Genomic DNA, 12404 nt, shown 5'->3' on the forward strand with positions numbered 1-12404 from the left:
GCCCCCGGGCCGTGAACCCCTCCGAGAGGCTGGACGTGAGCATCCCGAGCACCCTGATCACCGGCATCGGCAGCCTGGTCACCAACGACCCCGCGCACGGGACCGGGCCGCTCGGCCTGCTCACCGACGCGGCCGTGGTCGTCGACGACGGCACCGTCGCCTGGGTCGGCCCCGCCGCCGCGGCCCCCGCCGCCGACGAGCGCTTCGACGCGCAGGGCCGCGCCCTGCTGCCCGGCTTCGTCGACTCGCACGCCCACCTGGTGTTCGCCGGCGACCGCACCGCCGAGTTCAACGCCCGGATGTCCGGCCAGTCGTACACCGCCGGCGGCATCCGCACCACGGTCGCCGCCACCCGCGCCGCCACCGACGCCGAGCTGGACGCCAACCTGGCCCGCTTCGTCCGCGAGGCGCTGCGCCAGGGCACCACCACGATCGAGTGCAAGTCCGGCTACGGCCTGACCGTCGCCGACGAGGCCCGCGCGCTGCGGATCGCCTCCTCGTACACCCCCGAGACGACCTACCTGGGCGCCCACGTGGTCGCCCCCGAGTACGCCGAGGACCCGGCCGGGTACGTCGACCTGGTCACCGGCGACATGCTGGACGCCTGCGCGCCGTACGCCCGCTGGGTGGACGTCTTCTGCGAGAACGGCGCCTTCGACGGCGACCAGGCCCGGGCCGTCCTGACCGCCGGCATCGAGCGCGGGCTCACCGCCCGGGTGCACGCCAACCAGCTCTCCCACGGGCCCGGTGTGCAGCTGGCGGTCGAACTGGGCGCGGCCTCCGCCGACCACTGCACCCACCTGACCGACGCGGACGTCGCCGCGCTGGCCGGCTCCGACACGGTGGCGACCCTGCTGCCCGGCGCGGAGTTCTCCACCCGCGCCCCCTACCCGGACGCGCGCCGACTGCTCGACGCGGGCGCCACCGTCGCGCTCTCCACCGACTGCAACCCCGGATCCAGCTTCACCAGCTCGATGGCGTTCTGCCTCGCGGTCGCCGTCCGCGAGATGGGCATGACCCCGGACGAGGCCGTGCACGCCGCCACCGCGGGGGGCGCCAAGGCGCTGCGCCGCACCGACGTGGGCACGGTCACCGCGGGCGCCCGCGCCGACCTGCTGCTGCTGGACGCGCCCTCGCACGTCCACCTGGCCTACCGCCCGGGCGTGCCGCTGACCGCCGCCGTCTGGCGGGCGGGCGTACGCGAGGTCTGACCCCGCCCGGCCGCGGGGCCCGGGACGCACCGAGGGCCGGTACGGATCGCTCCGTACCGGCCCTCGGCGTGCGGGTCAGGGCACCGGGATCAGTGCACGTCGCCCATCAGGCCGTTGATCCGCTTGCGGTACATCGCCAGGCAGACGCCGGCCAGGACGGCCAGACCGCCCTGGGCGGCGAAGTACCAGGTGGAACCGGTCGCGTCGCCGACCACCAGCTGGGTCATCGCGGTGATGCAGTTGCCCGCGGTGACCGCGAGGAACCAGACGCCCATCATCTGGCTGGCGTACTTGGCCGGGGCCAGCTTGGTGGTGACCGAGAGGCCGACCGGGGAGAGGGTCAGCTCGCCGGTGGTCTGGATCAGGTAGACCACGGCCAGCCAGAGCGGCGTGACCTTGGTGTCGCCGGAGGCGGCGGCCATGGCGACCATCATCACCATGAACGAGGCGCCGATCGCCAGCAGGCCCATCGCGAACTTCGCGGCGGTGCTGGGGTTCTTGCCGCGCCGCGACAGCCACACCCAGAGCCAGGCGAAGACCGGGGCCAGCGCCATGATGTAGAGCGGGTTCAGCGACTGGAACCAGCTGGTCGGGAACTCGAAGCCGAGCAGCGTGGCGGAGGTCTTCTCCTCGGCGAAGACGCTCAGCGTGGAGCCGGACTGGTCGTAGATCATCCAGAACAGGGCGGCTGCCACGAAGAACCACACGTACCCGCGCATCTTGGACTTCTCGTCCGCGCTGAGGTCCTTGTCCCGCTGGACCCGGCCGAAGTAGACGGCGGGGATCGCGATGCCCGCGATCGACAGCGGCCAGATCACCCAGTCGATGCTGAAGCTGCCGCTCATGGTGACGGCGCCGTAGAACACCACGGCCGCCGCCAGCCAGAGGCCGGCCTGCCGCAGCACCCGGCTGCGCTCCGCCGGGGAGATCGGCGAGGTGACCACGCTGCTGCGCTCGCTCAGGTGGCGGCTGCCGAGCAGGAACTGGGTCAGGCCGAGCGCCATGCCGATGCCGGCCAGGGCGAAGCCCAGGTGCCAGTCGACCTTCTGGCCGACGGTGCCGATCACCAGCGGGGCGAAGAAGGCACCGAGGTTGATGCCCATGTAGAAGACGGTGAAGCCGCCGTCCCGGCGCGGGTCGTTCGGGCCGTCGTAGAGGTGGCCGACCATCGTGGAGATGTTGGCCTTGAGCAGGCCCGAGCCGATCGCGACGACGGCGAGGCCGGCGAAGAACGCGGCCTTCGAGGGGACGGCCAGCAGGAAGTGGCCGCCCATGATCACGCCGCCGGCCAGCGCGACCGTGCGGCGCGCGCCCAGGAAGCGGTCGGCGATCCAGCCGCCCGGCAGGGCGAGCAGGTAGACCATGGCGTTGTAGACGCTGACCACGGCGGTGGCCGTGCCGACCTGCATGGCGAGGCCGCCTTCGGCCGTCGTCGCCACCATGTAGTAAACGAGCAGGGCCCGCATGCCGTAGAAGCTGAAGCGCTCCCACATCTCGGTCATGAAGAGGGTGGCGAGGCCGCGGGGGTGTCCCAGGAAGGTCTTGCCGCCGGGGGAGACCGGGCGCTGTACGCCCGTCTCCAGGGTCGATGACGCCATGAGTGGTGGTTCCTTGCTCTGTGTGAGGCCCGCGTCGGCCGAGGGGGTGGGGGCCGGGCGGGGACGAAACCACTCTACGTGGCGATATTTGCGGCCATCAGATGACAAAAGGTCTCGATCAGGTAAGGCGATGGTCAAGGCCGAGCGAGATCGGGTCGAGATATCCATGGCGTCAGCGTAGGAATTCCTTCAGATCCAAGACCGAAGTGCAAATCCTTCAGCGATCGGGAAGTGGTGGCCGGACGCCCGAACCGTCACCCCGACCCCCGAGTTGATCACTCTCTGTGAACTACCTCACAGCGCCGACGGCCCCACCCCGCAGGACTACCATCGGCCCATGACCTGTGTGCTGCTCGCCGAGGACGACCCGGCGATCTCCGAACCGCTCGCCCGTGCCCTGCGACGCGAGGGGTACGAGGTGCTCGTCCGCGAGGACGGGCCCAACGCACTGGCCGCCGCCCTGGGGGAGGAGGTCGACCTCGTCGTCCTCGACCTCGGCCTGCCCGAGATGGACGGACTGGAGGTCTGCCGCCGCCTGCGCGCCGACGGCCGGAGCTGCCCCGTCCTGGTGCTCACCGCCCGAGCCGACGAGGTCGACACCGTCGTCGGCCTCGACGCCGGCGCCGACGACTATGTCACCAAGCCCTTCCGCCTCGCCGAACTGCTCGCCCGGGTCCGGGCCCTGCTCCGGCGCGGCCACGTCGACCAGCTCACCACCGGCGCGCACGGCGTCCGGATCGACATCGAGTCGCACCGCGCCTGGCTCGGCGAGGAGGAGCTGACCCTCTCCGCCAAGGAGTTCGAGCTGCTGCGGGTGCTGGTCCGGGACGCCGGCCGGGTGGTCACCCGCGAGGAGATCATGCGCCAGGTCTGGGACACCACCTGGTGGACCTCCACCAAGACCCTCGACATGCACATCTCCTGGCTGCGCAAGAAGCTCGGCGACGACGCGGCCAACCCCCGCTACATCGCCACCGTCCGCGGGGTCGGCTTCCGCTTCGAGAAGAACTAGCACCACAGGGCAGGAGCGGTCGCGTGAAGCGCCGGATGATCAACTCGCTGCTGGGCGTCGTCCTGGTGGTGGTCGTGGTGTTCTGCGTACCGCTCGCCCTGGTCGAGAAGCGGACCATCGTCAACTCCGCCCAGGACCGCGTGGACGCCACCGCCGTCCGGGTGCTCGCCCTGGTCGAGAGCCGGCTGGCGGCGGACGAACCGGTCACCGGGGACAAGTTCGCCAACCAGGTCACCGACGGCAGCTACGTCGAGGTCGCCATCCCCGGCCAGCCGCCGGTGACCGTCGGCACCCGCCCGCCCGGCACCCACCCGCTGAAGGCCGTCGAACAGGGCGGCAGCGGCGAGACCGTCACCGTCGAGCAGTCCCGCGAGCACGTCGACAGCGAGATCGCCAACATGCTGCTGCTGCTCGGCGTGGTCGCGCTGCTCGCCGTCCAGGCCGCCGTCGCCCTCGCCGTCTGGCAGGCCAAACGGCTCGCCCGGCCGCTCACCGACCTCGCCGAGACCGCCGAACGCCTCGGCTCCGGCGACCCCCGGCGCCGCGACCGCCGCTACGGCGTCCCCGAACTCGACCGGGTCGCCGAGGTGCTCGACGCCAGCGCCGAGCGGATCGCCCGGATGCTCACCGCCGAGCGCCGGCTCGCCGCCGACGCCTCCCACCAGCTCCGCACCCCCCTCACCGCACTCTCCATGCGGCTGGAGGAGATCACCGCGCTCGCCGAGGACCCGGAGACCGTCAAGGAGGAGGCGACCATCGCCCTCCAGCAGGTCGAGCGGCTCACCGACGTGGTGCAGCGGCTGCTCACCAACCAGCGCGACCCGCGCAGCCCGTCCGCGGTCTCCTTCGACCTGGACGAGGTGATCAACCAGCAGGTCGGGGAGTGGGGCGCCTCGCTGCGCGGCGGCCACCGCACCCTCACGGTCGAGGGCCTGCGCGGGGTCACCGCCGTCGGCACCCCCGGAACGGTCGCCCAGGTGCTGGCCACCCTGATCGAGAACTCGCTGATGCACGGCGCCGGCACGATCACCCTGCGGGTGCGGCCCTCCGGCACCTCGGTGGTGGTCGAGGTCCAGGACGAGGGCCCCGGGGTGCCCGCCGAACTGGGCAACCGGGTCTTCGAGCGCGCGGTCAGCGGCCGCAACTCGACCGGTATCGGCCTGGCCGTCGCCCGCGACCTCGCGGAGGCCGACGGCGGCCGGCTGGAGCTGCTCTCCCTGCGGCCGCCGGTGTTCGCGCTCTTCCTGGCCCGCAGCCACGAAGACGACCGGGGCGGCGCGCGCAAGCGCGGGGGAGCGGACGACGGGAAGGGCACGCCGACCGTGCCGGAGATCCGCTAGGACTCGTCGGACGAGCCCCGGGGCCGTCGAACGCGGGTCGAACGCGGCCTGGGTGGCCGCCCGGCCGCTACTCGGCCTTGGCGAACCGGTTCTCCTCGGCGGCCAGCACCAGCTCGGCCTGGGCCACGACCCCGGCGCCCTGCTCGGCGCCCGGGGCGCCCTGCGGTACGGACGGCTCGGCGGCGGCCTCGGGGAGGGCCTTGAACACCCAGGTCCGGTACGAGACGAAGCGGAAGACCGTGCCCAGGCCCAGGCCGAAGACCTTGGCGGCCAGCTGCTGGAAGTGCGAGTTCAGCCCGAGCACGTACACCGAGAAGCCGAGCACGCCGGTCTCGATCAGCATCCCGGCGCCGCTGAACAGCAGGAAGAGGGTGATCTCCCGCTTGCGGGAGGCCGCGTCGCGGTCCCGGTAGAGCCAGTAGCGGTAGCCCAGGTAGTTGGTGGTGATGGCGACCAGCGTGGCGGCCACGTTGGAGCGCAGCGAGGCCAGGCCCAGCCCGTTGAGGCAGACCCAGAAGACGAGGAAGTTGACCACGACCCCGCTGAGGCCGACCACGGCGAACTTCAGCACCTCGCCGGAGATCCCGCGGAGCCGCTCGACGAGCGAGGGCTTCGACGCAGTGACGGTCGTCATTCCGGGCTGCCTCCATGTGCCTGCGGACAAGAGGCCCCGGTGCGTACGGCGGCCCGTCAGCCCTGCGTGCACGCACATGATCGGACCACGCGTACCAGGACCTAGCGGACCAGGCTACCCGCTTCCTCCGATCGGCTCAGCCCCAGGAGGGGCGTTCGGCCATCGGCCGCCCGCTCGGGCGGCGCGGTTCCCGGGCCCCTCACCGGCCCGGATATCCTGGCGGGGTGACTTCCCCGGGCAATGCGAATTTTCCAGTGGTGGGCATGATCGGCGGCGGGCAGCTGGCCCGCATGGCACACCAGGCGGGCATCCCGCTCGGGGTCAGGTTCAAACTCCTCGCCGACACGCCCCAGGACTCCGCCGCGCAGGTGGTCTCCGAGGTCGTCCTCGGTGACTACCGCGACCTCGACACGCTCCGCCGCTTCGCGGCCGGCTGTGATGTCGTCACCTTCGACCACGAGCACGTGCCGACCGAGCACCTGCGGGCACTGCAGGCCGACGGCATCGCCGTCCGCCCGGGCCCGGACGCGCTGGTCAACGCCCAGGACAAGGGCGTGATGCGGGCCAAGCTGGACTCCATCGGCGTCCCGTGCCCGCGCCACCGGATCGTCGCCGACCCGGCCGACGTCACCGCCTTCGCGGGCGAGGGCGACGGCTACCCGGTCGTGCTGAAGACCGTGCGCGGCGGCTACGACGGCAAGGGCGTCTGGGTCGTCCGATCCGAGGCGGAGGCCGCGGCGCCGTTCCTCGCGGGCGTCCCGGTGCTGGCGGAGGAGAAGGTCGACTTCGTCCGCGAGCTGGCCGCCAACGTGGTTCGCTCGCCCAGCGGCCAGGCCGTGGCGTACCCGGTGGTGGAGAGCGTCCAGGAGAACGGCGTCTGCGCCGAGGTGACCGCGCCCGCGCCCGGCCTCGACCCGGCGCTGTCCGACGAGGCCCAGCAGCTGGCCCTGCGGATCGCGGGCGAGCTGGACATCACCGGCCACCTCGCGGTCGAGCTGTTCCAGACCCGGGACGGCCGGATCCTGGTCAACGAGCTGGCCATGCGCCCGCACAACTCCGGGCACTGGACCCAGGACGGCGCGGTCACCTCGCAGTTCGAGAACCACCTGCGGGCCGTGCTCGACCTGCCGCTCGGCGACCCCCGGCCGCGCGCCAGGTGGACGGTCATGGTCAACGTGCTCGGCGGCGACTACCCGGACATGTACCGCGCGTTCCTGCACTGCATGGCCCGCGACCCCGGCCTCCGGATCCACATGTACGGCAAGGACGTGAAGCCCGGCCGCAAGGTCGGCCACGTCAACGTCTTCGGGGACGACCTCGACGACGTCCGCGAGCGCGCCCGGCACGCCGGCGCCTACCTGCGAGGAACGATCACCGAATGACCTCCCCCCTTGTCGGCATCGTGATGGGCTCGGACTCGGACTGGCCCGTCATGGAGGCCGCCGCCCAGGCGCTCGACGAGTTCGAGATCCCCTACGAGGTGGACGTCGTCTCCGCCCACCGGATGCCGCGCGAGATGGTCGCGTACGGCGAGAACGCCCACGGCCGCGGCCTGAAGGCGATCATCGCGGGGGCCGGCGGCGCCGCGCACCTGCCGGGCATGCTCGCCTCGGTCACCCCGCTGCCGGTCATCGGCGTGCCGGTGCCGCTGCGCTACCTGGACGGCATGGACAGCCTGCTGTCGATCGTCCAGATGCCGGCCGGGGTGCCGGTCGCCACGGTGTCGGTGGCCGGTGCCCGCAACGCCGGCCTGCTGGCCGTCCGGATGCTGGCCGCCTTCGACCCGGAGCTGACCGAGCGGATGGCCGACTTCCAGGCCGACCTGAACACCCAGGCCACCGAGAAGGGCAAGAAGCTGAGGGCCAAGGTGGCGGGTTCCTCCTCCTTCGGCTTTGGCAAGTAGGACGAACGGATAGAACAGCTCGTATGACATCTGAGCTGTTGGATCCCCTCCTGCTCGATCGTGCCCGGGCCGTCCTCCGCGACACCCCCGTGGTGGACGGCCACAACGACCTGCCCTGGGCGATGCGCGAGCAGGCCGGGTACGACCTCGACGCGCTCGACCTGGCCGCCGACCAGCGCGGCCGCCTCCACACCGACCTCACCCGGCTCACCGCGGGCGGGGTCGGTGCGCAGTTCTGGTCCGTCTACGTGCCCTCCCGGCTGGCCGGGGACCACGCCGTCAGCGCCACCCTGGAGCAGATCGACTTCGTCCGGGCCCTGGTCGACCGCTTCCCCGACCGGCTCCGGCTCGCGCTGACCGCCGACGACCTGGAGGAGGCCCGCGCCGAGGGCCGGATCGCCTCCCTGATGGGCGCCGAGGGCGGGCACTCCATCGACTGCTCGCTCGCCACCCTGCGCGCCCTGTACGCGCTCGGCGTCCGCTACCTCACGCTCACCCACAACGACAACACCCCGTGGGCCGACTCGGCGACCGACGAGCCCGCGGCGGGCGGCCTCACCCGCTTCGGCGAGGAGGTCGTGCGGGAGATGAACCGGCTCGGCATGCTGGTCGACCTCTCGCACGTGTCGGCCGACACCATGCGCGACGCCCTGCGGGTCAGCGAGGCCCCGGTGCTCTTCTCGCACTCCTCCGCCCGCGGCGTCTGCGACCACCCGCGCAACGTCCCCGACGACGTGCTCGCCGCGCTGGCGCACAACGGCGGCGTCGCGATGGCCACCTTCGTGCCCAAGTTCATCCTGCCCGCCGCCATCGCCTGGACCGTCGCGGCGGACGACAACATGCGGGCCCACGGCTTCGACCACCTCGACACCACCCCGGCCGGGATGGCCTGCCAGCGCGCCTTCGAGGCGGCGAACCCGCGCCCGACCGCCACCGCCGCCACCGTCGCCGACCACCTCGACCACATGCGCGAGGTCGCCGGCATCGACCACATCGGCATCGGCGGCGACTTCGACGGCACCGCGTTCCTCCCGCAGGGCCTGGACGACGTCGCCGGCTACCCCAACCTGATCGCCGAACTGCTCGACCGCGGCTGGTCGCCCGCCGACCTCGGCAAGCTCACCTGGCACAACGCCGTCCGGGTGCTGCGCGACGCGGAGGCCGTCGGCGCCCGGCTGCGGACCACCCGCGGGCCGTCCATCGCGACCATCGCCCGGCTGGACGGCTGACCCCTTCCGCACCGGGCCCCGACTCCCGCACCGGGCCCCGACCCGGCGCGGCGGCCGAGGGCTCAGCCCAGGCCGAGCCGCGGGATCTCGATCGCCGGGCAGCGGTCCATCACCATCCGCAGCCCGGCCTGCCGGGTCCGGCCGTACGCGGCCTCGTCCACCACGCCCAGCTGGAACCAGACCGCCTTCGCCCCGATCTCCACCGCCTCGTCGGCCACCGCACCGGCCAGGGAGGAGTTCACGAACACGTCGACCACGTCCACCTCGAACGGGATCTCGGCGAGCGAGCGGTACCCCGGCTCGCCGAGCACCGTCTCCGCCTTGGGATGGACGGGCACGATCCGCTTGCCGTACTGCTGCAGCACCCGGGCGACGCCGTACGCGGCGCGGGCGGTGTTGTTGGAGAGGCCGACCACGGCCCAGGTGTCCCCGGTGGCCGTGAGGATGTCGCGGACGGTCGTCGCGTCGCCGTAGCTCGTCATGCCGGGGGCAACGACGGCCCGCCGCCGGGGATTCCCGGGGGCGGGCCGTCGACGCGGGTGCGGGGCCGGATCAGCTCGGGCGGCCCAGCGCCCGGTACGTCCAGCCGGCCGCGCGCCAGGCGTCCGCGTCCAGCACGTTGCGGCCGTCGAGCAGTCGGCGCTCGGCCACCACCCCGCCCAGCTCGGCCGGGTCCAGGGTGCGGAACTCCTGCCACTCGGTCAGGTGCAGGACGACGTGCGCGCCCTCCGCGGCCTCCAGGGCCGACCCGGCGTACGACAGGCCCGGGAACATCTTGCGGGCGTTGTCCATCGCCTTCGGGTCGTACACCGTGACCTGGGCGCCCTGGAGCTGGATCTGCGCGGCGACGTTGAGCGCCGGCGAATCCCGGATGTCGTCCGAGTTCGGCTTGAAAGCAGCGCCCAGCACGGCCACCCGGCGGCCCAGGAAGCCGCCGACGCACTGCTCGCGGGCCAGCTCCACCATCCGGGAACGGCGGCGCATGTTGATCGAGTCGACCTCGCGCAGGAAGGTCAGCGCCTGGTCGGCGCCCAGCTCCCCGGCCCGGGCCATGAACGCCCGGATGTCCTTGGGCAGGCAGCCGCCGCCGAAGCCGAGGCCGGAGTTGAGGAACTTGCCGCCGATCCGCTCGTCGAAGGCCAGCGCCCGGCTGAGCTGGGTGACGTCGGCGCCGGCCGCCTCGCAGACCTCGGCCATCGCGTTGATGAACGAGATCTTGGTGGCCAGGAAGGAGTTCGCCGCGGCCTTCACCAGCTCGGAGGTCGCATAGTCGGTGGCCAGGAACGGCACCCCGGCGGCGATCGGGTCCGCGTACACCTCGCGCAGCAGCTGCTCGGCGCGCTCGCTGCGCACCCCGACCACGATCCGGTCCGGGCGCAGGGTGTCCTGGACGGCGAAGCCCTCGCGCAGGAACTCCGGGTTCCACGCCAGTTCGGCGCCCTCGCCGACCGGGGCCAGCGCGGCCAGCCGCTCGGCCAGCCGGGCCGCCGAGCCGACCGGGACGGTGGACTTGCCGACCACCAGCACCGGGCGGGTCAGGTACGGGGCGAGCGCGTCGATCGCCGCGTCCACGTAGCTCATGTCGGCGGCGAACTCGCCCTTGCGCTGGGGGGTGTTGACGCACACGAAGTGCACGTCGCCGAACTCGGCGGCCTCCTGGGCGGAGGTGGTGAACCGCAGCCGGCCGGTGGAACCCTCGTGCCCCGCCACGTGCTTGAGCAGGAGCTCGGACAGGCCCGGCTCGTACATCGGCACCCGGCCGGCCGTGAGCGTGGCGATCTTGTCCGGGTCGATGTCCAGACCCAGCACCTCGAAGCCGAACTCGGCCATGGCGGCGGCATGCGTGGCGCCGAGGTAACCGGTGCCGATCACGGAGACGCGGAGGGTCACGGGCTCCCCTTTGGATGGGTGCGACGGTGGTCGGCCTCCGATGCTATCCGGCCCGACCGCGTGCCCGTCGGCCGCAATCCGGTCACAACCCGGCGGGGGCCGGCCGGTCGGCGGCACAATGCGCGCATGGACCGGGAGTTGGAGAGCACGGACGCTGCGGGCCCCGTCGACGAAGACCGGGACACCGGCCCCGGGGAGGGCCCCGCCGAGGGTGGCGGGAGCCCGCACACCGACCCGGACGCCATCCCGGACGCCATCCCGGCCGAGGACCCGGCCGAGGAGCGGGACGACAGGGCGGGGGAGGACCGGGACGCCGCGGAGGAGGGCCCGGAGCCCGCCCGGCGCCGCCGCCGCACCCGCCGGGTGCTGCTCTGGACCCTCGCCGTGCTGTTCCTGCTGGCCGCGTCCGGGGTGGGCGCCGTCTACTGGACCGTCGACCACTACGCCTCGTCGGTGGCCCGCATCCCGCACGCCTTCCCGACCGCCCCCGAGTCCGCCCAGCCGCCCCGGGTCCCCGGCCGCGGGGTCACCTTCCTCCTGGTCGGCCTGGACGCCCGCTCCGACACCCCCACCACCGGCCGCGCCGCCGGGGCCCCCGCCTGGCAGTCCGGTGCGGCCCGCAGCGACACCATGATGCTGCTCCACCTCGCCGAGGACCGCCGCAGCGCCTCGCTGGTCTCGCTCCCCCGCGACACCTGGGTGGATATCCCCGGCCGCGGCCCCGCCAAGCTGAACGCCGCGTACGCCTGGGGCGGCCCGGCGCTGATGACCGAAACCGTGCAGAACCTCACCGGCATCCGGATCGACCACCTCGCGGTGATCGACTGGAACGGCTTCCGCGCCCTCACCGATGCCGTCGGCGGGGTCGACATCACCGTCCCGCGCACCATCGAGGGCGTCGGGGAGGCCCGGCGCTGGGAGGCCGGCACCCACCACTTCGACGGGGAGCAGGCCCTGCTCTACGTCCGCGAGCGCTATGGCCTGCCCGGCGGCGACCTCGACCGCACCAAGCGCCAGCAGAACTTCCTGCGCGCCCTGATGCAGCAGACCATGGCGTCCGGCACGCTCACCAGCCCCAGCCGGCTCACCGGCCTGCTCGGCGCCGTCGGCGACGTCGTCAGCGTCGACGACCGGCTGAGCAACGGCGACCTCTACGAGCTCGCCTGGAGCCTGCGCGCGCTGCGCCCGGACGACGTCCGCTTCATGAACGCGCCGTTCGGCGGCTTCGACACCCGGGACGGGCAGAGCGTGGTGCTGCTCGACGAGCGCGCGGCGGCCGAGCTCTGGGAGGCGATCCGCAACGACCGGATGGCCCGGTACTTCCAGGAGCACCGCACCGGGGACGTCCTCGGCGGAGAGGTCGGCTGAACCCGGTCGAACCTAGGCGAGCGGCAGGTCAGCGGCCTAGGATCTACTTAACGGTAATTAACCGATCACCGGTTTCACACCACGCGATTGAGGCGGGCGACATGGCGGGCAGCGCAGGGGCGGCGGACTTCGATCTCTTCCGGATCTCGGAGGAGCACGGGATGCTCCGGGAGGCGGTGCGTTCGCTGGCCGAGGCGAAGATCGCGCCGTTCGCGGCGG

At 72.8% G+C, this 12404-nt stretch carries 11 protein-coding genes and 1 pseudogene; 8 read left to right on the forward strand and 4 right to left on the reverse strand.

The genetic code is table 11. From position 1 onward, the window contains the following. Window positions 1-41 precede the first annotated feature (41 nt). Window positions 42-1211, forward strand: coding sequence for an imidazolonepropionase (gene hutI / locus ACWGB8_RS35515; RefSeq protein WP_452217799.1), 1170 nt, complete (start codon window positions 42-44; stop codon window positions 1209-1211). An 89-nt stretch (window positions 1212-1300) separates the two neighbouring features. Here the strand turns inward: hutI and ACWGB8_RS35520 are convergent, their stop codons facing one another. Further along, entirely contained in the window at window positions 1301-2809 is a 1509-nt protein-coding gene (locus tag ACWGB8_RS35520) for a peptide MFS transporter (RefSeq protein WP_452217789.1), read from the reverse strand. A gap of 337 nt (window positions 2810-3146) precedes the next feature. Here ACWGB8_RS35520 and ACWGB8_RS35525 point away from each other — a divergent pair, with 337 nt between their 5' ends. Further along, window positions 3147-3821: a response regulator transcription factor gene (locus ACWGB8_RS35525; RefSeq protein ID WP_452217790.1), complete on the forward strand. Its 675-nt coding sequence runs from the start codon at window positions 3147-3149 to the stop codon at window positions 3819-3821. 23 nt (window positions 3822-3844) lie between these two features. Further along, window positions 3845-5161, forward strand: coding sequence for an ATP-binding protein (locus tag ACWGB8_RS35530; protein ID WP_452217791.1), 1317 nt, complete (start codon window positions 3845-3847; stop codon window positions 5159-5161). A gap of 67 nt (window positions 5162-5228) precedes the next feature. On the opposite strand, the gene ACWGB8_RS35535 is transcribed toward ACWGB8_RS35530, so the two are convergent. Further along, window positions 5229-5795: a GtrA family protein gene (locus ACWGB8_RS35535; protein ID WP_452217792.1), complete on the reverse strand. Its 567-nt coding sequence runs from the start codon at window positions 5793-5795 to the stop codon at window positions 5229-5231. A 263-nt stretch (window positions 5796-6058) separates the two neighbouring features. Here ACWGB8_RS35535 and ACWGB8_RS35540 point away from each other — a divergent pair, with 263 nt between their 5' ends. The 3 genes from ACWGB8_RS35540 to ACWGB8_RS35550 are packed head-to-tail and all read left to right on the forward strand — an operon-like array spanning window position 6059 to window position 8927. After that, window positions 6059-7177: a 5-(carboxyamino)imidazole ribonucleotide synthase gene (locus tag ACWGB8_RS35540; RefSeq protein WP_452217793.1), complete on the forward strand. Its 1119-nt coding sequence runs from the start codon at window positions 6059-6061 to the stop codon at window positions 7175-7177. Next, complete coding sequence (purE, locus tag ACWGB8_RS35545) at window positions 7174-7698, forward strand: 5-(carboxyamino)imidazole ribonucleotide mutase (RefSeq protein WP_452217794.1); 525 nt, start codon at window positions 7174-7176, stop codon at window positions 7696-7698. Before ACWGB8_RS35540 ends, purE begins: the two co-directional genes overlap by 4 nt. Before the next feature lie 23 nt (window positions 7699-7721). Then, on the forward strand, window positions 7722-8927 hold the full coding sequence (locus tag ACWGB8_RS35550) for a dipeptidase (RefSeq protein ID WP_452217795.1): 1206 nt from the start codon (window positions 7722-7724) through the stop codon (window positions 8925-8927). 62 nt (window positions 8928-8989) lie between these two features. Here the strand turns inward: ACWGB8_RS35550 and ACWGB8_RS35555 are convergent, their stop codons facing one another. Together ACWGB8_RS35555 and ACWGB8_RS35560 are read right to left on the reverse strand one after the other, a co-directional pair. Then, window positions 8990-9409 (reverse strand): CoA-binding protein, encoded by a 420-nt coding sequence (locus ACWGB8_RS35555; protein WP_452217796.1) that lies wholly within the window; start codon window positions 9407-9409, stop codon window positions 8990-8992. A gap of 70 nt (window positions 9410-9479) precedes the next feature. Next, window positions 9480-10817: a UDP-glucose dehydrogenase family protein gene (locus ACWGB8_RS35560; RefSeq protein WP_452217797.1), complete on the reverse strand. Its 1338-nt coding sequence runs from the start codon at window positions 10815-10817 to the stop codon at window positions 9480-9482. Between the two features lie 126 nt (window positions 10818-10943). On the opposite strand from ACWGB8_RS35560, the gene ACWGB8_RS35565 reads away from it, so the two are divergent. Together ACWGB8_RS35565 and ACWGB8_RS35570 are read left to right on the forward strand one after the other, a co-directional pair. Next, window positions 10944-12185: an LCP family protein gene (locus ACWGB8_RS35565; RefSeq protein WP_452217798.1), complete on the forward strand. Its 1242-nt coding sequence runs from the start codon at window positions 10944-10946 to the stop codon at window positions 12183-12185. A 101-nt stretch (window positions 12186-12286) separates the two neighbouring features. After that, window positions 12287-12404 (forward strand): annotated as a pseudogene (locus ACWGB8_RS35570) (acyl-CoA dehydrogenase); the annotation flags it as partial.

This window comes from Kitasatospora sp. NPDC054939, assembly GCF_053610105.1.